General features: G+C 57.1%; 27 protein-coding genes. 7 read left to right on the top strand and 20 right to left on the bottom strand.

The window, feature by feature from the left end; genetic code table 11:
- Positions 1 to 68: 68 nt before the first annotated feature.
- Positions 69 to 494, bottom strand: coding sequence for a BLUF domain-containing protein (locus tag FHG12_RS01330; RefSeq protein ID WP_165699270.1), 426 nt, complete (start codon positions 492 to 494; stop codon positions 69 to 71).
- 273 nt (positions 495 to 767) lie between these two features.
- Here FHG12_RS01330 and FHG12_RS01335 point away from each other — a divergent pair, with 273 nt between their 5' ends.
- Entirely contained in the window at positions 768 to 1,874 is a 1,107-nt protein-coding gene (locus FHG12_RS01335; RefSeq protein ID WP_139513829.1) for a mechanosensitive ion channel family protein, read from the top strand.
- Between the two features lie 19 nt (positions 1,875 to 1,893).
- Here FHG12_RS01335 and FHG12_RS01340 read toward each other — a convergent pair whose 3' ends face one another.
- From FHG12_RS01340 to ctlX, 3 genes are all read right to left on the bottom strand, one after another.
- A complete protein-coding gene (locus tag FHG12_RS01340) occupies positions 1,894 to 2,319 on the bottom strand; it encodes a GNAT family N-acetyltransferase (RefSeq protein ID WP_230471250.1) in 426 nt (141 codons plus the stop codon).
- A gap of 82 nt (positions 2,320 to 2,401) precedes the next feature.
- The gene (locus FHG12_RS01345) at positions 2,402 to 3,139 is read right to left on the bottom strand and encodes an SDR family oxidoreductase (RefSeq protein ID WP_139513830.1); all 738 of its coding nucleotides are present in this window, start codon (positions 3,137 to 3,139) and stop codon (positions 2,402 to 2,404) included.
- A 122-nt stretch (positions 3,140 to 3,261) separates the two neighbouring features.
- Complete coding sequence (gene ctlX, locus FHG12_RS01350; protein WP_139513833.1) at positions 3,262 to 4,182, bottom strand: citrulline utilization hydrolase CtlX; 921 nt, start codon at positions 4,180 to 4,182, stop codon at positions 3,262 to 3,264.
- Between the two features lie 221 nt (positions 4,183 to 4,403).
- Between ctlX and FHG12_RS01355 the strand changes: the two genes are divergently transcribed.
- On the top strand, positions 4,404 to 5,195 hold the full coding sequence (locus FHG12_RS01355) for an ion transporter (protein ID WP_139513834.1): 792 nt from the start codon (positions 4,404 to 4,406) through the stop codon (positions 5,193 to 5,195).
- A 142-nt stretch (positions 5,196 to 5,337) separates the two neighbouring features.
- Here the strand turns inward: FHG12_RS01355 and FHG12_RS01360 are convergent, their stop codons facing one another.
- The 6 genes from FHG12_RS01360 to FHG12_RS01380 form a co-directional block, all read right to left on the bottom strand.
- The gene (locus tag FHG12_RS01360) at positions 5,338 to 6,756 is read right to left on the bottom strand and encodes a DUF937 domain-containing protein (protein WP_139513836.1); all 1,419 of its coding nucleotides are present in this window, start codon (positions 6,754 to 6,756) and stop codon (positions 5,338 to 5,340) included.
- Positions 6,757 to 6,942: 186 nt separating this feature from the next.
- Complete coding sequence (locus tag FHG12_RS21085) at positions 6,943 to 7,182, bottom strand: hypothetical protein (RefSeq protein ID WP_230471251.1); 240 nt, start codon at positions 7,180 to 7,182, stop codon at positions 6,943 to 6,945.
- A 10-nt stretch (positions 7,183 to 7,192) separates the two neighbouring features.
- Positions 7,193 to 7,636, bottom strand: coding sequence for a hypothetical protein (locus FHG12_RS21090; protein ID WP_230471252.1), 444 nt, complete (start codon positions 7,634 to 7,636; stop codon positions 7,193 to 7,195).
- A 48-nt stretch (positions 7,637 to 7,684) separates the two neighbouring features.
- Positions 7,685 to 8,884 carry a DUF1624 domain-containing protein gene (locus FHG12_RS01370; RefSeq protein ID WP_139513838.1) on the bottom strand — a complete coding sequence of 400 codons (1,200 nt, stop codon included), beginning with the start codon at positions 8,882 to 8,884 and terminating at the stop codon, positions 7,685 to 7,687.
- Between the two features lie 15 nt (positions 8,885 to 8,899).
- Positions 8,900 to 9,694 carry a serine aminopeptidase domain-containing protein gene (locus FHG12_RS01375; protein ID WP_139513840.1) on the bottom strand — a complete coding sequence of 265 codons (795 nt, stop codon included), beginning with the start codon at positions 9,692 to 9,694 and terminating at the stop codon, positions 8,900 to 8,902.
- A gap of 22 nt (positions 9,695 to 9,716) precedes the next feature.
- Positions 9,717 to 10,832: a metallophosphoesterase family protein gene (locus FHG12_RS01380; protein WP_139513841.1), complete on the bottom strand. Its 1,116-nt coding sequence runs from the start codon at positions 10,830 to 10,832 to the stop codon at positions 9,717 to 9,719.
- 200 nt (positions 10,833 to 11,032) lie between these two features.
- Between FHG12_RS01380 and FHG12_RS01385 the strand changes: the two genes are divergently transcribed.
- Positions 11,033 to 11,587, top strand: a complete 555-nt coding sequence (locus FHG12_RS01385) for a GNAT family N-acetyltransferase (protein WP_139513843.1) — start codon at positions 11,033 to 11,035, stop codon at positions 11,585 to 11,587.
- A gap of 38 nt (positions 11,588 to 11,625) precedes the next feature.
- Here FHG12_RS01385 and FHG12_RS01390 read toward each other — a convergent pair whose 3' ends face one another.
- The 4 genes from FHG12_RS01390 to FHG12_RS01405 all read right to left on the bottom strand — a co-directional run bounded on the left by FHG12_RS01390 (position 11,626) and on the right by FHG12_RS01405 (position 13,787).
- Positions 11,626 to 12,165 (bottom strand): GAF domain-containing protein, encoded by a 540-nt coding sequence (locus tag FHG12_RS01390; RefSeq protein WP_139513845.1) that lies wholly within the window; start codon positions 12,163 to 12,165, stop codon positions 11,626 to 11,628.
- Positions 12,166 to 12,256: 91 nt separating this feature from the next.
- Positions 12,257 to 12,706: a cupin domain-containing protein gene (locus FHG12_RS01395; protein ID WP_230471253.1), complete on the bottom strand. Its 450-nt coding sequence runs from the start codon at positions 12,704 to 12,706 to the stop codon at positions 12,257 to 12,259.
- 318 nt (positions 12,707 to 13,024) lie between these two features.
- Entirely contained in the window at positions 13,025 to 13,411 is a 387-nt protein-coding gene (locus FHG12_RS01400; protein ID WP_139513846.1) for a VOC family protein, read from the bottom strand.
- A 154-nt stretch (positions 13,412 to 13,565) separates the two neighbouring features.
- Positions 13,566 to 13,787, bottom strand: coding sequence for a YodC family protein (locus FHG12_RS01405; protein WP_139513848.1), 222 nt, complete (start codon positions 13,785 to 13,787; stop codon positions 13,566 to 13,568).
- Between the two features lie 57 nt (positions 13,788 to 13,844).
- Here FHG12_RS01405 and FHG12_RS01410 point away from each other — a divergent pair, with 57 nt between their 5' ends.
- Positions 13,845 to 14,870: an NmrA family NAD(P)-binding protein gene (locus FHG12_RS01410; protein ID WP_139513850.1), complete on the top strand. Its 1,026-nt coding sequence runs from the start codon at positions 13,845 to 13,847 to the stop codon at positions 14,868 to 14,870.
- A 44-nt stretch (positions 14,871 to 14,914) separates the two neighbouring features.
- On the opposite strand, the gene FHG12_RS01415 is transcribed toward FHG12_RS01410, so the two are convergent.
- Entirely contained in the window at positions 14,915 to 15,301 is a 387-nt protein-coding gene (locus FHG12_RS01415) for a glyoxalase superfamily protein (RefSeq protein WP_139513852.1), read from the bottom strand.
- A 145-nt stretch (positions 15,302 to 15,446) separates the two neighbouring features.
- Positions 15,447 to 16,526: a DUF5694 domain-containing protein gene (locus FHG12_RS01420; RefSeq protein ID WP_139513854.1), complete on the bottom strand. Its 1,080-nt coding sequence runs from the start codon at positions 16,524 to 16,526 to the stop codon at positions 15,447 to 15,449.
- A 260-nt stretch (positions 16,527 to 16,786) separates the two neighbouring features.
- On the opposite strand from FHG12_RS01420, the gene FHG12_RS01425 reads away from it, so the two are divergent.
- On the top strand, positions 16,787 to 17,797 hold the full coding sequence (locus tag FHG12_RS01425; RefSeq protein ID WP_139513856.1) for a glycoside hydrolase family 43 protein: 1,011 nt from the start codon (positions 16,787 to 16,789) through the stop codon (positions 17,795 to 17,797).
- A 119-nt stretch (positions 17,798 to 17,916) separates the two neighbouring features.
- Here FHG12_RS01425 and FHG12_RS01430 read toward each other — a convergent pair whose 3' ends face one another.
- From FHG12_RS01430 to hutU, 4 genes are all read right to left on the bottom strand, one after another.
- Positions 17,917 to 19,131 carry an aminopeptidase gene (locus FHG12_RS01430; protein ID WP_139513858.1) on the bottom strand — a complete coding sequence of 405 codons (1,215 nt, stop codon included), beginning with the start codon at positions 19,129 to 19,131 and terminating at the stop codon, positions 17,917 to 17,919.
- Between the two features lie 384 nt (positions 19,132 to 19,515).
- Positions 19,516 to 20,121 carry a GrpB family protein gene (locus FHG12_RS01435; RefSeq protein ID WP_139513860.1) on the bottom strand — a complete coding sequence of 202 codons (606 nt, stop codon included), beginning with the start codon at positions 20,119 to 20,121 and terminating at the stop codon, positions 19,516 to 19,518.
- Positions 20,122 to 20,308: 187 nt separating this feature from the next.
- Positions 20,309 to 20,635, bottom strand: coding sequence for a DUF3592 domain-containing protein (locus tag FHG12_RS21395; protein ID WP_139513862.1), 327 nt, complete (start codon positions 20,633 to 20,635; stop codon positions 20,309 to 20,311).
- A gap of 17 nt (positions 20,636 to 20,652) precedes the next feature.
- Entirely contained in the window at positions 20,653 to 22,329 is a 1,677-nt protein-coding gene (gene hutU, locus FHG12_RS01445) for a urocanate hydratase (protein ID WP_139517655.1), read from the bottom strand.
- A gap of 473 nt (positions 22,330 to 22,802) precedes the next feature.
- On the opposite strand from hutU, the gene FHG12_RS01450 reads away from it, so the two are divergent.
- The gene (locus FHG12_RS01450) at positions 22,803 to 23,456 is read left to right on the top strand and encodes a DUF2975 domain-containing protein (protein ID WP_139513864.1); all 654 of its coding nucleotides are present in this window, start codon (positions 22,803 to 22,805) and stop codon (positions 23,454 to 23,456) included.
- Between the two features lie 4 nt (positions 23,457 to 23,460).
- Complete coding sequence (locus FHG12_RS01455; protein ID WP_139513866.1) at positions 23,461 to 23,688, top strand: helix-turn-helix domain-containing protein; 228 nt, start codon at positions 23,461 to 23,463, stop codon at positions 23,686 to 23,688.
- Positions 23,689 to 23,755: the final 67 nt, after the last annotated feature.

Consider the following 23,755-nt stretch of genomic DNA (forward strand, 5'->3'; position numbering starts at 1 on the left):
GGTTTCTTTTTGCGAAGAAGCCGAGCCTTTGTATTTAATTGACAATCAAGCATTTAAACAACCACAAGCTACCCTTTTGCCTCATCCGTCTGCTGATCATTGGTTACGACGAAAGAGAGCAGCGTTTGCAGCAGCAGTGCGTCGGCGGCACCGATGCCTGAGTTCCTAAAATCAATGCTGTCAGGGTCCACGTACCCGACTAGCTGCGCGAATTCCTCGGGGGCAACCGGCTGAAACCCCATCGACCAGCCCGCGAAGCTGCGCTCCTCAATGGCTTTGTCGGCTACTTTGATGACGCCAGTATGCCGCGGATCGGTTAGCAGCTTCTCATACAGCGCCTGCACCACACTCTCTTGGCCTTCAAGGATTTGCATGATGCTGCCATTGCTATACAGCAACAAGCCCGTGACGCCCAAGGCCTGGTTGTTGGCCTGCGCGCGCAGCAGCAATTCTTTCAACTCGTCGTCAGTCATCTGCTGCACGGCAGAACTCATATAAATGATATGGTGCATACCCTATCGATCACTTACGGTGGCACAAGCTGCGCCACGTACCTTGGTTTAGTTTGCCTGATTCCTTCCTAATATGCCCGCCACGGCGCCGTACTCAACCGTTTACTAGCCACGCACATGCCGCGTTATAATCCTATAACAACTCCAGAAAAAGGCCACCAACAACTGCGGGCGGCGATAACTTTTGCGGGCGGTTCGGGGTAACATGCTCTTGACCCGCGCGGTCATCTGCCTTTCCGAAAGCCCTGCCTCGCCATGCGCTCCATTCTTTCCGACCTGCCCGAAAGGTTTCAGGACCCGTTGTATACCGTGTCAATCGTGGTCGGGAGCCTGCTGGTGGGCTTGCTGATCAAAGTGGTATTGGCCACTATCATAAGGGGTTACACCCGGCGCGAAGGGTACCTGCTGACGCAGTCCATTACGAGGCATCTGAGTCGGCCCAGCAGCTATTTCATCCCGGTGCTGGTGTTGTCGTTTGCGTTGCCGCTGGCGCCGCTGGCACCCAAGCCCTTCGAGGTGATGCGGCGCGTAGTGGAAGCCAGCCTGACCATCACGTTTGCCTGGTGCCTGGTGAAGGTGGTCAACGTCATCGAGGACTTAATCACGCACCACTACCAGATCGAGAGCGGCGACAATTTGCGGGTACGCAAACTCTTTACCCAATTGCAGTTTGTGCGCAAGCTGGCCGTTTCGCTGATCATTTTCATCGCTGCGGCCCTGGTGCTGATGAGTTTTGCCACGGTGCGCAAAATCGGGACGGGCCTGCTCACCTCGGCCGGAATTGCCAGCGTCATCATTGGTTTTGCGGCCCAGCGCTCCATCAGCAACCTGCTGGCGGGCTTCCAACTCGCCTTCACCCAGCCCATTCGCATCGACGACGTGCTGGTGGTTGAGGGCGAATGGGGCCGCGTGGAGGAAATCACATTCACCTACGTCGTGCTGCGCATCTGGGACCAACGCCGCCTCGTATTGCCCCTGAACTACTTCATCGAAAAGCCCTTTCAGAACTGGACGCGCACTTCGTCGCAGCTGCTGGGCACGGTGTTCCTCTACACCGATTACACCATTCCCGTCGAAGCAGTACGCGACGAACTCCAGCTCATTGTCAGGGCCAGCACCCTCTGGGACCAACGCACCTGTGTGCTACAAGTCACTGACTCTAAAGAACATACCCTAGAGTTACGCGCCCTAGTTAGCGCCGGAAACTCCAGCGAAGCCTTCGACCTGCGTTGTGAAGTACGCGAAAAGCTGGTGGCCTTTGTGCAGCAAAAATATCCGGAGTGCTTGCCCAAAACGCGCGCCGTAGTCGAGGCCAAAGACCAACCGTTCAGCCTACCCAACGCTAACGTCGATAAATCATAACTTATTTATATCCAATTAGTTATAAAACCATCTCAAATAATACTTCGCCGCTTTTGGTCGAGCCTTTTGGCTCCCACCCTTTCGCCAGATAAAACTGCTCGGCGCGGGTGCCCGGAGCCGTGCTTAAGGTCAGGCGCGGCAACCCACGCTCGGCACACCACGTGAGCAACGCACTGTGCAACGCCGAGCCAACGCCGCGCTGTTCCCAATCGGGCTCCACGAACAGCGCCCACACGCTTTGCGCCACGGCATCCATTACCGCAAACCCTACGATGCGCCCGGCGCTTTCGGCTACCCAGCCGACCCCGCGTTCGATTAGCATTTCGCGGTAGTGCTGCTCGGTAACAAGGCCAGGCGTCCGGAGCTGGTTTTCGCGCACCGCCATCCGCACAACGTGCATCGCCGGAATGTCGGAGACCTCAGCACGACGCACGACGAAAGACATAGCCTTATGAAGTTAAATTACTGACTTACAAACAGTTGCATCCTATCCGAAGCAATTCGAAACAAGCCTTCGGCTATGCTGCTTACCGGTTGTTCATCTGCTGAAAAATCGCATCGGCTTCCTGCCGAGAGGCCAACCGGGACTTCTCCGAGAAGCCGTAGCCAACCTCCGTTTCGCCGTTGGCAAGGCGCTGCATAACGGAGTCGGCAAACTCGTCGACAGGCACGCCGAAGGTGTGCAAACCGGGTCCGCCAAGGTCGGTGTCAACGGCCGGCGGCACAACTTCGAGCACTTGCACGGGCGTGTTGGCCAACTGGTGCCGTAACGACAACGTGAACGAGTGCAACGCCGCTTTGGTAGCGCTATAAATGGGCACAAACGCCGCCGGCACGAACGCCAACCCCGACGTCACGTTGATGATGGCCGGATTTTGCTGCTGTTGCAGATGCGGCAGAAACAGCATCGCCAGGTGAATGGGCGCGTCGACGTTGATGGTAATTTCCTGTCGGTGATTCTCCCACGGCTCGTCGTTTTGCGCCAGCTGCGTACGGCGCTGAATGCCAGCATTGTTGACCAGCACATTCAGCCGCGGAAAGTTAGCTTTTACCCATTCCAGCAACGCCACGCGGTCGGCTACCTCGGCCACGTCGCAGACGCGGGTGTGCAGACCGGGCACTTTTTGCTGGGCTTCCAGCAGCTTATCGGCGCGGCGGCCACACACGACTACTTCGCTGCCGGCCTTCACAAAACGCTCGGCCAAAGCCAGTCCGATGCCGGACGCTCCGCCGGTGATTAAAATGGTGTTTGCTGCTAAATTCATGTTGCTGAGGTTGGGGTAAGAACGCAATGCGTGTAGTACCTGCTCCGGCAGCGTTTTGTTGACAGCTTATTTATAAATATTTGCTTATCAAGTATTTATAAACACAAAGTACTCAGATTGCCTCAGACGCCGGGCAGAAACACTTCCGCCAACATGCACCGTGCACTGCCGCCCCCAATGGTTTCGATGGTGGGGATGGACAGCGTTACCAGCTCACAATAGCGGCCGAGCATCTCTCTTTGGCTCGCCGTGAGGACATCGAACGCACTTTGCGACATGACCAGCATCTCCGGGCCGTTGGCGGGCTGCAACGTAAGCATGTTGCCGGCAAACTGCGCCACCTGCGCCAGCGAAATCTCGATGATTTCGTGTTTGGTAGCCGTCAGGGAGGCGGTCACGGCGGCGCGTTCGCGGGCGTCGGTGATGCTTTCCAGGCACACCACCGCAAACCGGGCCCCAATGCACATCATCACGTTGGTATGATAGATTTCGTGGCCGCCGTGGTCGTAGGCGTGGAAAGCGATGGGCCGGTAGTTTAGCCGGTTGGCAACTTCGGCAAACAAGGCCCCGTCGGTGCGCGGCGACAGGCACGCGTAGGCTACGCCATACACGTGATCGAAGAGGATACTGCCCGTGCCTTCCAGAAATTTCCCCTCTAGCTCACGCGCCGAAAAGTCAACTACCTCCTTGATAATAAACTGCTTACGCAACGCAGCCAGAATATCGGAGCGACGCTCGGGGCGGCGGTTGGGGGCGCACATCGGATAGAGCAGCACTGTGCCATCGGGGTGCAGCGTAAGCCAGTTGTTTGGAAACACGGCGTCAGGTTTGGGCGGCTCCGGCGTGTCGTCGAACACCAGCACCCGCACGCCTTTCGCCTGTAATGTCGTCACGGCGGCATCGAATTCGGCAAAGGCCCGCTCCTGCACGGCCGCATCGGTTAGCCCGGCCATGGCATGTTGAAAATAGTTGGATTGCGCGGTTTCGGCGTTGAAAGCAAACCGGACGGGCCGGACAAGAAATACGGTGCTCGCAGATTGCACAAATAGGTCGTTTAGGCTTTGTTACTCAGGTCAAAGTACTGATCGAAGGAAGCTCAAAATGCAGCCATGTTGAGCCCAACTAAAACTTTGAACAGTGCAATGTAGGGCATCTGAAGCAGAGAATTCAAGCAAAATTGTAGCGATGGCTGCCGCAGGGCGCTGCGACAGTACCTTCGGGCTGCCTGCGCAACAAATGCCTACCAAGCACGTCAGTCTGGCTTATGGAAATTCGTCCCCGACATACCGATCCGGCCTGGAAGCGTGCCGCTTATAGCGTCATCTTTGAATCGGACACGCCGGCGGGCCGGGCTTTCGACGTGGCGTTGCTCGTGGCCATTGTGCTGAGCGTGGCCGCCGTTATGCTGGAAAGCGTGCGCAGTATCGACTTGCGCTACGGGCAGTACCTGCGCGGGGTCGAGTGGTTTTTTACCGGGCTTTTCCTCATCGAATACGCAGCCCGGCTGTTGGTCGTGCGCCGGCCGATGACCTACGCCCTGAGCCTATTGGGCATCATCGATTTTCTGGCCATTGTGCCCACGCTGGCTACGCTGCTGCTGGCGAGCAGCCGTTACTTGCTGGTTATCCGCACGTTACGGTTGCTGCGGGTATTTCGAATTTTCAAACTGGGCCGGTTTGTGGGCGAAGGCGAATTCATTGCCGATGCTCTGAAAGCCAGCCGCTACAAGATCCTGGTGTTCCTGACTGCCGTTTTCACCCTAGTCGTCGTCATGGGCACGATGATGTACGTGGTCGAGGGCGGGCAAAATGGCTTCACCAGCATTCCAAAAAGCATTTATTGGGCCATCGTAACGCTAACTACGGTAGGCTACGGCGACATTTCGCCCGTCACGGTGCTGGGCCAAGCGTTGGCCTCGCTGCTGATGATTATGGGCTATGCCATCATTGCCGTGCCCACCGGCATCGTGTCGGCCCAAATGGCCATGCCCCGACCTTTAGCCGGCCCCGCGCCCACTGCGCCTGTCTACAAGCAGGTTATCTGCCACGTATGCTAAGCCACCGACCACCGCCCCGATGCGGAATTCTGCTGGCGTTGAAAGCTCTAATCTTAACGCAAAAAGAGTTATCACACAAATATTTGGCTATCAAATACTTATGTAATAACTCTTTAATATTAATAGCTGCTGCCTGACGCGCTTAGTAACCCAGCGCGTCTTTGCTCATCCAGCCGGAAGTTTTTTGCTTTTTCCAGTTGACGAACGTTGCAAAAATGGCATCGTCCGTGACCTCGCCCAGCGTAATTCGGTCGCCTTTGATGCAGAAGGCCTTGCGCTGATGCATTAGGTCGGCGCCGGTAAAGAAATACGCCGTATCTGTCTGAATAACTGCTGTTTTGGGCGCGTGGGTAACGGCTGACGTACCAGTCACCCCTGCCGAATCGAAGGCGTTTTTCGAAGCCGTTGCCACCGGATTTTTGGCTGAAACAACAGGCGCGGCTTGGGCGAAACTGGGTTTCGGCTTGGCAGGCAGCGCTTTTGCTTTGTACGGCGCGACTTTCTCCAAATCTTCGATTTTCAGCCATGCGGCTACGGGCTCCTTATTCGCGTTTAGGTAGCGCGTTTTGAGAAAGCCGTTGCTTTCTTGCTCGGCCACGATCACGTCGCCTTTGGCCAGGTACCGACCGTTAGAAGGCATGGTTTTGGGCTCGTCGTAGAAGTAAGCGCGCGCCGGCAGCACCCGAAACGATCCGCGAATGGCTTGCGGCTTGCTCCACCGGACCGCGGCAAGCTTCTTCTTGCTACTGGCAGAAACCGGAGCCGGCTTTGGCGCAGGGGCCGCCGCCGTTATACGGTTTACGGGCTGGACCGTGGGGGAAGTCGGCGCCGTTTCGTAAACTATAATTGGCTCTTTTTCAACCACTTGACTATCACGACGACCCAGCGCATACGCCACGCCTACAATCGCTATAATCACCGCAACCAAGGCCGGCCACCGCATGGCGCGGAAGCTTGATTTCGACTTGCCGATCGGATAATCAGGCTGGTCACCAAAATCCCTAACAACGGGTTTGAAATTGGCAGCAGCGTTAGTAGCCCAGGGTGGCGAGGCGCCGATTTCGGGCGCTAACCCATTGACTACGTTATTCTTCTGACTTTGCAACCACCGGCCTAGGCCGGCCGCGCTCAGGTTTTGCTCGGCAATGTAGCTCCCCAACACGCCCAACGTAACGGGCACCGTAATGCCCAGCAGCTTGCTCACGCCCGCAGAGGTGAGGCCGGCCGCGCGGGCAATGGCCTCGACTGTGCTGGCGTAACGGTCATCCAACAAGCTCTGCATCAGCTCGGTACCGCGCCGTAGGCGGGCACTGTTGGTGCTGATGAGCTTGCCCAGATTCGGAAGAATACCGGCGTCCTTGGCCTCGCGGGTCATGCTCCAGAGCACTTCGGTGCCACCGGGCTGCTGCGCCAAATCGATGAAGCTATCCAGGACCAGCGGAATGGCTCTGCCCAACGCATTTTCCACGCCTGCTTCGCTCCCGCCCACCGTGGCAATGGCCAAGCGCACCGGCTCGCCTTTGAAGGAGGATGTTACCTTATCGAGAAGGTTAAGAGACATGTTTACAGTGTGTTAAGTGATAGAGAACCGACTTGATGCAAATTCTCAGCCAAGTATCCAAGACGCTGCTACACGCTCGTACAAGACTGTTTTTACGTCAAAACAGTTCACAAAATCCATTGCCTCGGCCGTACTGCTGAGCTGCGTTTTCTTGGCTATACGCTAGGTAACCGCCGGCAAAAACCTTCACCGTGTTTTCGCCGGCCCACTTGCCCGCCCGATTACGGCAAAGAGCGGGTCGGTGATGCGGGGCCGGGGGCTACGGTCGAGCAGCTCAATGGCGTGCCAGCCGCCGGCTGCCCGCAGATACTGCTGTACCAACGCGAGGTGTCCGCGGTCGTCGAGGGTGTGCCAGGCGGCAATGGCTTTGCTGGGAAAACAGCGGTTGGAAAACGTAATGATCAGCGGCGCATCAGGTTTCAGCACGCGCGCCAACTCACCGGAGCACTTCTACAGGCTTTGTCAGATAATCTATTGACACACAAATCATTGTGCCGTCAAAAGCAGCTGATTCAAAAGGCAGCTGGGGGTTCTGGTTAAGGTCCTGCACCACATAGTCGGCCAGCCGCGGGTTGGCGCGAAGTTCCTGCTCGTTCATGCCCAAGCCCACGACGCGCGAATAGGCAATTTCGGCCGGCAAATGGCTGACCCAGCTGCTCATCAGATCCAGCAGCACACCGCCCGCAGGCAAATAGTCGCGGTAGAGTTGCGTCACGGCTGCGATAGCTCCTTCGTCGATGTGCGTAACGAAGCGCGGAAAATGGTAAAACTGGGCGTCGGGCGTTTCGTCTTGGCGGCGAAACGCCTCGCGAGGGAACGACGGTATCGGCTCGGAGTCCATGGTGCGGTTGAGTGGGTGAGAACACAACAACGCGCTCAAGGCACCTTGGGTTAAGCTGCTAAGGATCCGATCAGAGACGGCTAGCCCTTACAAATACGACAGCCACCAATGGCTATGTTGCTGTTTATAACGCTGATACCAGCGACAAGGCAGGTACAGCAGCAACACTACAGCCAGCCACACCACGTAGGCGCGCAGCAAGCTAGGCTGGTAACCGGCCGGCCAGTCTTTGGGCGTGGCGAACGAAAAATTGAAGGGCTTTCCGAACGCCAGAGCAGACCAGATCAGGGCGCCGACGCTGATCAGCAGCAAGTGCATCAGGTAATAGAAAAACGGCACCTGCCCGAAGGTGCGCAGCCACTGGCTCAGCCGGCTGGTGGCGGTCTCCACGCTTCCGAGCAACAGCAAAGCCACGCCCAGCGTCAGCGATAAAAACAGCAGCGACGGCGGATACTTCGTGATGTTAATAAAAGACAACACGGTGTATATCAAGCCTCTATCCTGAACACTCCACGGCGACGGGTCGCCGTACCAATTGGTGGCCCGCAGCGCCACGAACAGCAGAAGCAGCCCTGCGCCGGCGGCCCACAGCCGTTGTTTTCGCTGCGGCAGCGGCAACCGAAACCACGGCCCGATCAGGTAGCCGGCGAGCATTACGCCCAGCCACGGCCCCACCGAGTAGGCAACCAGAAAAGGCGGCAAAGACCCAACGGGCAGCAAAAACGGACTGTGGTGCAACAGTGCCCAGATGGCATTATCAGGCGTAATGGGCTGAAAATCAGGCAGCGCGTTATGGCCAACAATAATCACGAACGACAGCACGGCCAGTACCCACCGCGGCAGCCAGAGCAAGGCGGCCAGCAACACCATCGACCAGCCGATGGCCCAGATCACTTGCAGCAGCAGCAGCTGGTAGCTCCCCCATTGCAGCAAAAAATTGATCACCACGAGTTCCAGCACTACCAGCCACAACCCCCGTGTAAGCAAAAACCAACTTACTCGCGACTGGGAAGGTTGTTTTTGAGCGTATAGATAAATGCTTGTCCCTGAGAGAAATACGAAAGTGGGCGCGCAGAAATGCGTTATCCAGCGGCTGAAAAACAGCAAAATGGAGGCGTGGGCCACGTCTTCGGGGCGAACTGCAGTGGGGCTCCAGAACTCGCGGATGTGATCGAGCGCCATCACGATCATCACCAGCCCCCGCACGATGTCAATGGCCTGCACCCGCGGCAAAACTGCTCGGGTAGCAGCAGAAGGAAGCGGCGACTGCATCGAAACGTGTGGCATGGGCTGGAAAGCAGGTTAATTTTCCAAAAAGCTAGAGATAATTTTATTCATTTCCTGCTTTTGGGCGGCCGTGGCGCCATCCCACATGTCGTTGTGCTGGGTATAGCGCAGGTTCACGACTTGTATGCCGAAAGTCTGTTGCTCTGCGGGGCTGGGCAACACGCCGGGGTCCGCCACTTGGTCGCTCGACCGGAGGGTGAGGATTTGGGGCTTACGGGTGCGGGGCAACGGCATGCGGCGGTTGTCGAGCGAGATTAGTTTTTGCACCAGTTCCGGGTGCTCTTGGACAAACAGCATCGCCATGTCGCCGCCGTTGGAGTGGCCGACGATAAGCAACTGATCGTAATGTAGCTTGGGCTGCCGCCGCTGCATTTCCTGAAGCACAAACAGCATGTTCTGCACGCCCCGCTCCCAGACGGGCTTGCGGATTTCAAACAGGTTTCCCGTTGTGGCCATGGGCGCATCGGTAGGCAACTCGTGCTGAATGCTGGCTACTACATAGCCGTGCGCCACCAAGTTTTGGGCAATAAACGAATAGGCCGTATTCTGCCCGCCGTACCCGTGATTAAGCAAAGCGAGCTTGGAAGCCGGCTTGTTTACTTTATTATCAACTATTTGACTATCAGCACTATACAAAACCACCGGTATTACCCGATTTCGGGCATGATCCACCAGATCCAGCTTTGTGGTGTTTAGCGCTAACGCGCTGGCAACCGTAGTCGGTGCAGTCTGATTGGCCTTTTGAGTGCGTGCGGCGCAGCCGGCGATGAGCAAGCTCACGCTAAGCACTAGGGGAGCGTTTAAATTCATAACGTGTTTTGTATCAGCGTCTTCAAAGCACCAAGGCCCGCACGATGGGCTGGAAGCGGCCGCTTAGCAGTTGCACAAAATACGTTCCGGCAGCCAGCCGTCCGCGCGACCAGTGCAGCTCGTGCTGCCCGGCACGCAGGCGGCCCTCGTAGAGCACGGCGATCTGGTGGCCTACAGCATCGAGCAGCCGAATTTTGACGGCCTCCTCGCTGGGCAACGTGAGCTTCAGATGCGCCTTTTTGCTGAAAGGCGTCGGATACAACGGGAACAGCTGCGGGGCGGGCCGCCACAAGATATACGAATCGATCAGCTGCCGGGCGCGGGTATAAAAGCGGAAACGCAGGCTCTCGGAAGTGGCATCGAAGAGCATTGCACCGTAGTCGGCGTTGTAAAGCACCTGGCTTTCTTTCAGAGGCTCGGTCAGGCCGTAGATGCTGCGCCCGCTCAGGCCGTTTACGCAGTACACGAGGCCCCCGGCCTGCAGCCGCTCGTAGTGGTGATCGTGGCCCGAAACCACCAACGACGCACCCCAGGCCTGAAACGGCCAGCGCATGTTGGGGGTGCTGCCGTGCACCCCCGACGAGTAAGGCGGATGATGAAAATAAACCACTTTCCAAATGGCCTTCGAAGCCGCGAGCCGCGCTTTCAGCCACTTGGCCTGCGTCGAAACGCTGCTGGTACCGTCGGGCTCGTCGGGGGTGCTGTTTAGCACGAAAAAATGGACTTGTCCGCGCACGAAGTCGTAGTAGCGGCCGTTGCCGGGCAACGAAAAATAACGCAGGTATGCCTCCCCGTTCTTGGTGTAGGTATCGTGGTTGCCGAGCGAGGGAAAGAACTGATTGACAGCCGCTCCGGGCCCATAGCTACCCCGGTACGGCGCAATAAACTGGTGGTAATACTGCCCGATGTTCGTGTCGATGGTGCTGGCCAGGCCTTGCTCGTAATTGTTGTCGCCGAGGGTGATGATGAACTCGGGGTTCCAGCTTTTTACCAGCTCGGCCACGTCGCGCTCCGGCATTCCGGCGTAGCCATAATCGCCAATAGCCGCAAACCGCTGTGAAACAGCCACTTGAATAAAAAACATCGGGAGCATCGCGCCCGTCAGGAACAGGGCCCGCCAGCAAGGAAGAAATCGCATTGAAGAAGCCTTGTTATCCGTTTGCTTAAAACCCCAGATCGTTGCTACTGGTTTGGGCAGCCCAGCAAGATAAGCGGCAAAATGATCGAAGCCGTGCAAAGCTTTACACGCCAAGCCTATAGTTCCGCACCTGAAAAAGGTTGCTGTGCAATCATCAGCTCTCGTAGCGCGTATAGCTACTGTTCACCTTACTTTGCGGTATGATTACGCTCGAACCCTTCACGGAAGTCGATTTTCCGCAACTTATTTCCTGGATTGACAACAAACGGCTGCTCAAAGAATGGTCGGGCGAGCTCTTTGCCTTTCCCCTAACCCTGGACAGCCTGCGCTGGTACATCGAAGACACCAACGACCCCAAAACGTCGGATGTGTTTGTGTACAAAGCCACCGATACCCATACCGGCGAGATGGTGGGACATATTTCGCTGGGCGGCATTAGCTGGCGCAACAAAGCGGGCCGCATTACGCGCGTGCTGGTCGGCAACACAGCCACTCGCGGCCGGGGCTACTGCCAAGCCATGATCAAGGCCATTGCGGCAGTTGGGTTTGAGGAATTGGGGCTGCACCGCATCAGCCTGGGCGTGTACGACTTCAACCAGGCCGCCATCCGGTGCTACCAACGCGCCGGTTTCCACCGCGAGGGCACCCTGCGCGACGTAGAGCGCTACCACAACGAATATTGGTCGCTGGTGGAAATGAGCATGCTCGCCCACGAGTGGCACGCGCTTAAACACCCCGTTAAAGAAGCGCAGTAGCCATTTGTAACTACTTATCAATCAACATTTTACTCCTGCTATAATTGAGCCTCCAGCTCGGCTATGCGGCGGGTGCTTTCGGCGATGGCCGTGCGGGCCGCCAAGCGAATTTCGATTTCGTCCATCACGATTGCGGCCATATCCTGCAAAATCACCAGCTGATCCTGGTTCAGGTAGCGCTGTTTTTTGTCGATGACGCAGAAGGTGCCTAGGTTATGGCCGTCGTGGGTGGTGAGGGGAGCCGCGGCGTAAAAGCCAAGGCCAAATTCACTGGCTACCAACGGGTTGGCTAACGTACGCGGATCGTGGCGGGCATCCTCCACAATGTAGATGTCGTCGGAAAGGATGGCCGAAGCGCACAAGCCCGGCGAACGATCAATCTGCTGCACATCCAAGCCCTGATGCGACATAAACCAAATCCGGTCGGTATCGACCAGACTGATGATGGCAATGGGCATGTTGAACACCTTGGAGGCCAGCAGCGTCAGGCGATCGAAAGTACCATCGGCGGGTGTATCCAGGATGTCGTAGCGCTGGAGGGCATTGAGGCGCGCAGCTTCCGTGCGGGTTTCCATCATGCCAAAAAGGAGTAAAATATCCGCATTGAGTCACAAGTAAGAGTCGGACCGGAAACCCGGCGCGCGATGATATAATTCACTTCCAGAGTGCTTATACGAAGGTAATTCCGTAGCGCCCGCAGATTTCGGCCACCACGGCAAAATCAGGTGGCCCGGCTGTCAGCTGCGCCAGCTCCTGAAACATGTCTTCGAGGCCCGCCGGAAACACCGAAAGCAGCACTTTGGCTTTCGTGGTGCCCACCACCCGGAAGCTGTGCGTGGTGCCCCGCGGCACATACGCCAACTCGCCCGCTTGCAGCGTTTTGACCTCGGCATCGACTTCAAACTCGACGGCGCCTTCCAGCACGTGAAAGACCTCGTCTTCGCGTGTATGCACATGCCGCGGAATGCCGGTACCGGGCTCGTTGGTTTGCTCTATCAGCGTGTATTGGTTATCCGTGTCCTTGCCGGTGAGCTTGATGCACTGATGGTCGCCCAGCACGTTGAGCCGGGTGCCTTCGCCGGCCATCATCAGCTTCGGCATTGCCCTCATGATCTTCATAGAATTCCGACCTAGCGTGTTGCCCTAACCATCCTATTTCTGCATCAGAAGCCCGCAATCGGCCGAAAGCCGCGCCGCCCGCTCCGGTTGCGCGTGCGGCCCCAGTTGCGTTGGGCCGGCCGGGTTGTGGAGGTGCTAATGCACAGAATAAAATACAGAATTAAACTGCTAAAAGCTAATTCGACCAGCCGCAGGCACTGGCTATTGGTGCAGCAGACTTGGTTTTTGGCGAAAACGCCGGTTCGGGTCAGGGCTGCGTCAGCACCACGCGCCCTAAGGCAAGCCATCAATGAATCACTCTACACAACTAATTACTACTCAACGATTTCTGTAGTGCGCCGGAATATACTGCAACGTCCAGGTGTTGCCGTCGGGGTCGCTGAAGGACGCGTACTTTATTCCGCCCATGTCCGATACCTCACCTACGGCCACGCCCCGGTTCACGAGTTCCTGGCGCGCCTGGTCGATATCCTCAACTACCAGATGCAGGCCACGCAGCACGCCCGGCGCCATGGCCATGCCCGACAACCCCGTCGTGAGCACGATGGAGCAGGCCGAGCCAATCGGGGTAAGCTGCACGACGCGGACGGTCGCGCTGGGCAGCACATCGTGGTCGAGATGAAAGCCGGCTTGCTCTTGGTAAAACTGCTTGGCCCGGTCCACGTCCGTTACGGGCACCGGTACCAGTTCTAGTTTGAAGTCCATTCTTCTGCGGTTATCGATTTAATTCTTTTCCTGTGCTCAAAACACAAGTATCTGTTTATCAAACAATTATAAAACAAGAGCAAATTACCTTTTCCCACCTGCTGCACCGCTACCTGGCCGGGTTTCCAACTTCTCTTTTTTGGGAACAACTCGCTCAGGCGTAGCCAAACTTTTCGTTTTCGCGGGCTTCGTCCGTGGGCGATTCGGGTGAGGCGGCCGCTTTCACGGCGTCGCGCGGAAATGTGGTGGGCGCTTGCAGCACGTTGTGCCCGTCAAACCAGGTGCAGGTAACTTGTTTTAGCGTGAGCTTGACAACGGTCATCACGGGTCCACCCGATTTTAGTTGTACTGTATCACCCAGATTGAGCAGCGCCATATTCAGGAAGATTAGGGAGTTGAAAACGAGCCTTGTACATCGCATCTACGGCGCAATATGCGCAAAGGCTACCGACTGCGGGCGATAACATTCCGGGTGCCGTACCTGTATGAGTACTTCAGCAAGCTTAAGCCCCGAATAGTGACCGAACCCATAACAGACTCCCTGAACAACGCACCTACAGAATCCGCTACCATCGTGCTGGCCGGCGCCACCGGGGCCTTGGGCCTGCTGATTGCGCACCACCTCCTGAAACGGGGCGCCGCAGTGCGGGCCTTGGTGCGGCCCGAAACCAGCGCCAAAGCCGAGACCACGTCGCTGCGCGTGCAGGGCGCAGAAATAGTGGAAGTCGATTACAACAATGCTGCGGAGCTTACAAAAGCCTGTGCCGGCGCAACGTGCGTGGTATCGGCGCTGTCGGGGCTGCGCGACGTGATTGTGGAAGCCCAGACGCTGCTGCTGGAAGCGGCCGTGGCGGCCGGCGTGCCGCGCTTCATCCCCTCCGATTACTCCGCCGACTTCACCCGGCTTCCCGAAGGCTCAAACCGCAACTTTGATTTGCGCCGCGAGTTCCAGCGCCGACTTGAGAAATCGCCAATTCAGGCCACGTCCATTCTCAACGGCATGTTTACAGAACTGCTCAAAGGCCAGGCACCGGTGGTTCTGGCGGGCCCGCGCCGGGTGCTGTACTGGGGCAACGCCGACCAACTTCTAGACTTTACTACGATGGTGAACACGGCCGAGTTTACGGCTGCCGCCGCCCTAGACCCCACTACGCCTCGTTACTTGCGCGTGGCTGGCGAGGTAGCCAGCATCCGGGGGCTGCAAGCCGCGGCTACTGCGGCTACCGGCCAACCATTCAGGCTGTTGCGGGCCGGCGGACTAGGCGTATTGCAAACCATGATTAAGGTGACTAAAACACTGATGCCGGCCAAAGACGAGGTGTTTCCGCCTTGGCAGGGCATGCAATATTTGCACAACATGCTCAGCGGCCAAGCCAAGCTAACCGAGCCCCTCGACAACGCCCGCTACCCGGAAATCCGCTGGACTTCGGTGCGCGACGTGCTGACGGCGACGAAGTAAAAGTCCAGTGGCCGACTGATCGGGGCTACACGACTGGTAAGGCGTTAGGGCTGGGCCACGACCTTTTTCGGAGACAATTCTGTGAATGTCAAACGATTACCAAACGGGTCGATTACTTCCATTTCCAAAGCATTCCCATCCCAGGCAGGCGTGTGCAAGCCGGGGCGGTTGTAGCGATAGTTTTTGGCCAGTAGCTGCCGGTGGTAGCTGGCCAAGTCGGCAAAATCCAGCACTCGTACGCGGGCACCGGGGCAGCAGTCGCCGTGGTGCTCCGACAGGTTCAGCACGACGCCCGCCATCGACACTTGCAGGTACGCAGGTGCCTCTGCCGGCCGATCTGCCCAATCGACGGCAAAGCCCAGCCAATCGACATAGAATTCAATGGCCTTCGCGTAATCGAAAATGCGCAGAATGGGAACAACTGTAGGCATGGATTTCCGGGAAAAGTTCTGGGCAGACAAAGCCCCGCGTGATCTACTGAACACGCGGGGCTTTGTCTGTCTTTTTAAGCACGTTCACGAGGCTTTTATTGCAATTATTTGATTATCAATACATTGCAATAATAACCCGTTTACCTTAAGGCAGATCATCAAACGTTGTGGCGTGCACATTGGGCATTTGCGTCAGGAGACGTTGCAGGATCATGGTATGCGCGGACCCCACCGCAACCATAACCTTGGTTGCGCCTTGCTGCCGCGCCAGCCGCACAATGTTGTCGCACATGCCTTGGTTACGCAGTGCCCACTGCGCTTTCATGGCGCGTACGGCCTGCGTGGGGAAGCCCACCGCCCCGTCCAGCGATTCGTCGCCAAAGAAATTCAGATTGTCGGAGAGCGTTCCGAAGATCGGCTTGTTCATGGCCCGGTAAACCTCTTCATCGCTGTTGCTGGCATTTAGATAGGCGAAATAGGCCGGTTTGGCGGTAGAAATCCGGCGGAAAGTGGCGGCCTCAGCCGTAGCAGAATCCTTTTTGAAGCCAGCTTGCAGGGCTACAAACTGCGTGTAAGCCTCGCCCGACGCCTTGTTCCAGGCTTGGTCGTAGCGCTGGCAATCCATGGGGTAGATCTGGTCTTGGCCGAGTTCGTGTAGCAGCGGGAAGAAAATTCGATGGTATTCGGTGAGCGGGCGCACTAGTCGCGCCGTTTTGCGCAGCGAATCGGCCGGTCCGAATGCCTGCGAGTAGTAGGCCCGATCGGCGGGGCTTAAGCTTGTTTTGAAGGGTTCTTCCAGCAGATACAGCTGGTATTCGGCGTTGCCCCGATCGTAGGTGGAGGCGTAATAGCGGGCCAGATCAATGCGTTGGCGGTGCAGCAACGGCTTTTTGCGCAACTGCCGCCGCGCGGAAGCGGCGGCTTTGGGAGTAAGAGGCGCCGTGGTTAGCTCCCGGCGCTTCATGTACTGCATGCGCCGCTGGAAAGGCACCGCCACCGATTGGTCGGCTGGTAGCTGCTGCGCATCAGCAGCCGAGAGGTACTCCCCAAACACTATGTCAGGCCGATAGGCTTTCAGCTTGTTGATTATGGGCCGATAGGAAGAATCGGGGCTGCCGTTGTAGTGGGAAGTGCCCACGATAATTACCTCAAGGGGTTTTTGAGCCAGTAGCGGACCAGCGACTCCGCACACAAGTAACCAGAGGAGAAAAAGACGTTTATGCATGAATAACGATGGAATAAATGGAATTCTGAACACGAATGATGGAGTAATAGTAGGGATATAAAAGCAAGTAAATAATACCCTTATTCGTCTGAGTGAAGCCCAATTGTTCCGGCTGCAATTGCCAGGCGCAGGAGCCCCCGCTGCCCCTACGAGCGCCTGTATGCCTTTCTTATCAGCAACCGATTAAAAATGAGAATCTTACCTCCCATTAACCGCCAGCAATGCGGCGCTACTAGAATTTTACTTGTATTTATGCAGCTATGAAGAAATCCCTGCTGCTGAGCCTGCTATCCAGCCTGATCCTGACGCAAGTAGCCGTTTCTCAGACCGCCAAGCCCGCTGCCAAATCGAAGCCGACTGCAACGGCCCAACGGTCCGGCAACCCCATCTTCCCCGGCTGGTACGCCGACCCTGAGGCTACCATTTTTGGCAAGGAATATTGGGTGTATCCTACCTATTCGGCCCCGTTTGATCAGCAGGTGTTCATGGATGCGTTTTCGTCGCCCGACCTGGTGCACTGGACCAAGCACCCGCGCATCGTCGATACGGCCAGCGTCCGGTGGGCCCGCCGCGCCATGTGGGCTCCGGCCGTGGTGCACAAGGGCGGGAAGTACTTCCTGTTTTTCGGGGCCAACGACGTGCACGAAGGCGAAGTCGGCGGCATCGGGGTGGCCGTAGCCGACCGGCCAGAAGGGCCGTTTAAGGATTACTTGGGCAAGCCGCTGATCGGCAACATTCACAACGGCGCCCAGCCCATCGATCAGTTTGTGTTTCAGGACAAAGACGGGCAGTATTACATAATTTACGGTGGCTGGTCGCACTGCAACATTGCGCGCCTCAAGCCCGATTTTACCGGCTTCCTCCCCTTCCCCGACGGCACCACTTACAAAGAAATCACGCCGCAGAACTATGTGGAGGGCCCGATTATGTTTCGTCGGGCGGGCAAGTACTATTTCATGTGGTCGGAAGGTGGCTGGACTGGGCCCAACTACTCGGTGGCCTACGCTGTGGCCGACTCGCCGCTGGGCCCTTTCCAGCGGGTGGGCAAAATCCTGCAGCAGGACCCTGCCGTGGCTACCGGCGCTGGCCACCACTCGGTTATTCAGGTACCCGGCAAAGACGAGTGGTACATCGTCTATCATCGGCGCCCGCTCACCGAAACCGACCAGAATCACCGCGTTACCTGCATCGACCGCATGTATTTCGACGCCCAGGGCCGCATTCAGCCCGTAAAGATTACCAAGGAAGGCGTGGCGCGGCAGGCGTTGTAATCGCGGCCAAGTACACCCCTTCTTTCAGGAATAAAAACGCCCTTAGGCCAAGTGGTCTAAGGGCGTTTAAAATTGGCTAGAGTAAACTCAAATCCAGCGGGCGGAAAATTTCTACGCTGCTATTTCCGGCTTTTCTTGCCTATGGGAGCAGCATTAGCCATCGCCGGGGCCACCAGTTGGCCGTTGCGCACAATTGTTTTTCCGTCTACTTCCACGGTAGCATTGCCAATAGCGAAGCTGTTGGCTGCCAAGGCTTTGTTATGGCCACCTAGCAACTCATTGTTGCCGATACCCACCAATACCATTCCGGCTGCGGTAGCGGGATTGAAGCCTTTCTGCTCCTGTGACTTCATGGCGGGGTTAAGGCCGATGGAGAAGTAGCCAACCTGCGTAGCATTAGCCTCGTTAGCTGCCACCCATTTCTGATAGTCTTCGAGGCCGGCTTCTGCTTGCGGGTTGGTAAACTGACCGCTTTTCAGATCGGCCTTAAATCCTCGAAAAGGTTTCCCATTCCACGTACTGGGCGATGCCGCTATTTTGCCCGTGGCAGAACTTTCCAGGCAAGTACCGTAAACCCGTCCGCCGGGGAGGGCGGCCGTGCGGCTCAGGATTAGCTTTTCCTGCTGATCGGCGGCCGTAACCACGCCGTCGTCGGTGAATATCGGACGGGCGTCGAGCTGAAACGTCAGGTCGGTGCCTGTAGGTGAGGTGATGTGCACCTTACGGCCTGTCGCCAGTAGCTGCTTCATTTGCTGCGCCTGGGCGGCGATGGCCGTGTAATCGGCGCCAATGCCTGCCCACACCATCTGCTCATAGCCCGCGTAGTCGAGCTGCTGGTTCGCCGCGTATTTTTTGCTGGGATAAGCAACCGATACACCGCGCAGCTTCGTGGCATCCAGCTTTTTATTTAGGCCCGCTTCAGCTGCCACCTTGTCGAATTTGGCCCCGCGTTCCGCCGTCATGCCGGCCAGCACAGCCTTGCCGTCTTCCAACGAGGGCAGCGAGATTAGTACATCGGCTCCCAAGAGCCAATTATCGCTTTTAGACGCCATAATCGCCGATTCCGGCATGTCGATGTCGATGGCCCGGGCTACCTTATCGGTATTGAGCAGCATCTCCGGTTGCCCACCGACGCGGGCTACTTCCACGGCAATGGCCTCCATGAGCGGCATGGTGTGTTGTCCGCCGGTAATCATCACTAGTTCACCGGGTTTCACCCCGGCTGAGGTGTTCACAATCTGCTTAGCCATTTGCTCATAATTCTGCCCGAGTACGGGGCTGGCCATTAGGAGCAGGCCTGCAAGCCAACCCGTTGTTGCGTAACTGTTTCTCATTCTGGTCGAGGTTTGGATTAGGTAAGTGAAAAAAGAAAAGGGTCCGGGAAAGCCATGGCTGGCTACCCCGGACCCTCGGTCATGGATAGGAAGTCGGTAGATTGTGGAATTAATTTTCTGATTTAATTTTACAAATATTTTTTATAACAATAACTATATCAAGGCACAACAGCTTCCAAACTTTCCGCCTATGCCGCGTTTCACCATTGTCAGAGGCTTTTTCTGTAAATAATTATTTACCAAAAGGTTACAACCAACAGTGCCGAGCTTATTTGGCGCGCGTTGCTGGCAAAGAGTAGACACGGAAGCCACGCGACCGGGCTTGTGTTGCGTGGTCGTCGCTCTGTGCGTGCGCGCAGGTAAATAAGCGCGCGTCAGAAGGGCTTAGGCGTCGGAGGCCGGTAGCTGCCAGCCGGTTTGCGTGGCCCACAGCTCGGCCGCTTCGTAGATCAGATGGAATACAGGTTCCTTGAGAAACAAATAGCCCTCGATGCTCGCCGGAAACAGGCTGGCGGCGCGGAGCTTCAGCAACTCATACTCGACACTGGCGTGGGCGCTGGCCCGCAAGTAATCCCGACAGAGCAGCGCGAAGCGGGTATTGAAGCGACCCGTTTCCCGGATGTGCAGGTGCGTGCGCCGCTCGCCCACAGGCTCGCGCATGTACCGCTTGCGCAATCCTACCGATGCTGCCGGCAAGTGGTGGAATATGTCGTATTGGAAGGCTTCGCCTTGCCGGAAACCGGCTTGCCACAGCGGCACAGTAAGATTGTCCACCTCCTGTAAATCAGCTACAGTCAGTTGAATATCAATGACATCCTTAGCGCGCAGTCCCGGCACGGCTGTGGAGCCGATGTGGTCAAGGCGTAGGACTGCATTCCCTACCAAGGCCCGAATGCGCTGAGCCATGATGGCAAACTCATCCGGCCAAGCCGCACGATACTGCACCAGTTCTACCGGCCGCGAAACAGCAAAATTGTACAGATTGCTCATCGGTATCTTCTTAGCCTAGCGAGTTTGTAACGGATACTTGCCGTTTTACCTATGTGGCCCAACCGTTCGCGCAACCGAGAAACAGACGGCGCAGGTGAACCGCGTCCGCAACCCGGAATCATCGGTTTTGCGTCGCGGATACGCGCCGGCAAGAGGCCACTTCATTAGATTTATCTGCGATTAGCATCTACAGAATGTCAAACTCATTAGGATTCTCTTGATTGTATACCACTGTTACTGTAGCTCCTTCCGAGTAACGAGGTATGGCAAAAGCTAACCCATGTTCGGATAATGCCTCGACAGTTTGCCCATCCCGAGTTGTAAATCGCACGATGGGCCGGACGGTCATGATCCTTCCCCACTGAATCTTATTACGCACTATTACACCCTGTACGCGCGCACCGTGCGTCTGCATCCTATCGTTGTGTCTCTTAGCTTCCAGACAAACAAGTACCAACATTGCGGCCATGGCGGCCAAGACGAAAACGTCAAAAGCATCTAGCTCGAAGCCCATTAGTTACTTCAAATGAATTAATTGCCACTAGGAATCTTCACCCCGCGCTCTTCGGCTATCTGCTGGGCTAACTCATAGCCGGCGTCAGCGTGGCGAAAGACGCCCATGCCGGGGTCGGTAGTGAGCACGCGGCGCAGGCGCTCAGCTTTTTCGGGTGTGCCGGTGGCTACTATCACCATGCCGGCGTGGGTGCTGTTACCGATGCCTACGCCGCCGCCGTTGTGTAGGGAAACCCAGTCGGCGCCGCTGGCGCAGTTGGCCAGGGCGTTGAGCAGGGGCCAGTCGGCTACGGCGTCGGAGCCGTCCTTCATGCCTTCGGTTTCGCGGTTGGGCGAGGCCACGGAGCCGCAGTCGAGGTGATCGCGGCCAATGACGATGGGCGCTTTTACTTCGCCGCGGGCCACTAAGTCGTTGATAACGAGGCCGAACTTCTCACGCTCACCGTAGCCGAGCCAGCACACGCGGGCGGGCAAGCCAATGAACGGCACTTTGGCCTGGGCTTTCTCAATCCAGCGGCGTAGGCCGGCGTTGTCGGGGAAGGTTTCGAGCAGGGCGCGATCGATGCGCAGAATATCCTGAGGGTCACCGCTTAACGCCGCCCACCGAAACGGGCCTTTGCCTTCGCAGAACAGCGGCCGAATGTAAGCAGGCACGAAGCCGGGATACAGAAACTGGCCGTGTTCGTCGCGCACTTGCAGGCCGCCTTTTTCGGCCTGGCCGCGCAGGTTGTTGCCGTAGTCGAGGGCGATGCTGCCGGCCCGCTGCATATCCAGGATGGCCTGGCAGTGCTTTACGATGGCTTGCAGCGACTGGCGCTTAAACGCTTCGGGATCGCGCTGGCGCATGGCCAACACTTCGTCCGGGTCGCCTTCGGGCAGATAGTCCATCAGATCGTGGGCCGAGGTTTGGTCCGTGACTACGTCGGGGCGCAGGCCGTAGCTGAGCAGCTGCGGCAGCACCGTGGCGGCATTGCCCACTAGGCCCACGGACCACGGCTTTTGCTCGGCGGCCGCCTGCTTTACTACCCTTATCGCATCTTCCAGATTATCAACTAGTTGATCTACGTAGCCTTCGCGCACTTTTTGCTCCACGCGAGCCCGGATGGCTTCAACCACCAAGCACACGCCGTCGTTCATGGTTACGGCCAGCGGCTGGGCGCCGCTCATGCCGCCGAGGCCCGCCGTGACGGTGATTGTGCCCCGCAGCGAGCCGCCAAAATGCTGATCGGCCACGGCCGCGAAGGTTTCGTAGGTGCCCTGCAGAATGCCCTGGGTCGCAATGTAAATCCAGGAGCCGGCGGTCATTTGGCCGTACATCATCAGGCCTTTTTTGTCGAGCTCGTCGAAGTATTCCTGGGTGCTCCAAGCGGGCACGAGGTTGGAGTTGGCGATGAGCACGCGCGGCGCGTGCGCCCACGTCCGGATCACGCCCACCGCCTTGCCCGATTGCACCAGCAGGGTTTCATCGGCTTCGAGGCTCTTGAGCGCACTGACGATGGTTTGGTATTCCTTCCAGTTGCGGGCGGCGCGGCCGGCCCCGCCGTACACAATCAGCTCGTCGGGCACGAGCGCCACGGCCGGGTCGAGGTTGTTTTCGAGCATGCGCAGGGCCGCTTCGGCTTCCCAGGTTTTGCAGCGGAGCGTGGTGCCGTGGGCGGCCTTTACGGGCTCTTTGGGCTGGTATTCGTAGTACATCGGCCGGCCTTGGGTAGAGGCTTTCGCGTCGGCAGCGGCTTGGGTTTCGGAGGTCTCGGCGGGGTGGCGTAACATGGCTTGAAAGCGTTGGGTGGGAATCAGCAAGATAGATTTTTTGCTTGTTCGCGCCGACGCGCTTTTCATCCTTTCTCCCGCGGGCAGGCTGCTTGTTTTTCTGCGCCGCGCAAGAAGAGAGTATATGGAGCCTCCCTTCCCGCTTGTTAGCTCATACTCTTCCCTTCCCTCCTGCTCTGTTGAGCGCAGTCGAAGCACCTCTACTGATTATAAATTCTAACGAAGCGGCAGAGAGGCTTCGGTTGCACTTCGCAGAACCAGAGTGAAGGCACTAGCAAGAGAAACACCAACATCTCTATCAATAAATATTTTCTGAAAAGCGATTATAATTTATTGTTTATCAATAAATATTTATTCCTTTACACCATACTTCCACGCTACTACCAGCCAATCTCTTTATGAACCGCACGACTGTCATCCTCATCAAGGTTATACGCTTTCTGATATTAGTAATTTGCGTGCTGGGCGCCATTGCTGCCGCATTTTATCTCTTCATCAATGTGTTTGACCCGCAGCAGCCCGGCGACGTGGTCACGCTGAATGTGCAACAGCCGTTGGCCGGTTGGGAGTCGCAGCTAAAGGCGACCCAGCAGCACGTCGCGACGGGCAAAGGAGCCCAAGTGGTATCGCGCGCCGCCAACGGCACTTTCGTGTACCGCGAGGCCAATGCCGCCAAACGCCTGCTGCTGAGGCTGATGAATTCTTCGCCGCAGCCTTTTCCCTATGTAGTGGCTACGCTCACGATGTGCATACTGATCTATTTGATTTTGAGGGACATAAAGCCCGGAGCACCCTTTACACCAGTCAACGTGCGGCGTCTGCGCTGGCTCGGTATCTTATTGATTGTGTGCGACTTATACAGCCGGACCTCGACGTGGTGGCTGAATAAGCAACTCGCGGCCTTGGCGCCGGCCGGTTCGCACCTGACTTCTGTTTCCTACTTCAATTCGTCATTGCTTGCCAACTGGCTCGTAGGCGTGATGCTGCTCATCTTGGCAGCAGGCTACCAGCGCGGGGTGGAACTGGCCGAAGACGCCGAATTAACTGTTTGATCCTATGGCTATTATCGTTCGCCTAGATGTCATGCTGGCCCGGCGCAAAATGTCGCTCAGCACCCTGGCTGCGGCCGTGGACATCACCCTCGCCAACCTTTCCATCCTGAAAAGCGACAAGGCCAAAGCCATCCGCTTCTCCACGCTCGACGCCATCTGCCAAGTGCTTGAATGCCAGCCCGGAGACTTGCTCGAATACGTGCCCGACAACGGCCCTGCGCCGCCTAAATAGGCCGCTTACTACCCCTCGTTTCCTAGCCCTCCGCTTCCGCTGGTTTACCGCGGCCGGCTTCCTCATG

Source organism: Hymenobacter jejuensis, from assembly GCF_006337165.1.
GTDB classification, from domain to species: Bacteria; Bacteroidota; Bacteroidia; order Cytophagales; family Hymenobacteraceae; genus Hymenobacter; species Hymenobacter jejuensis.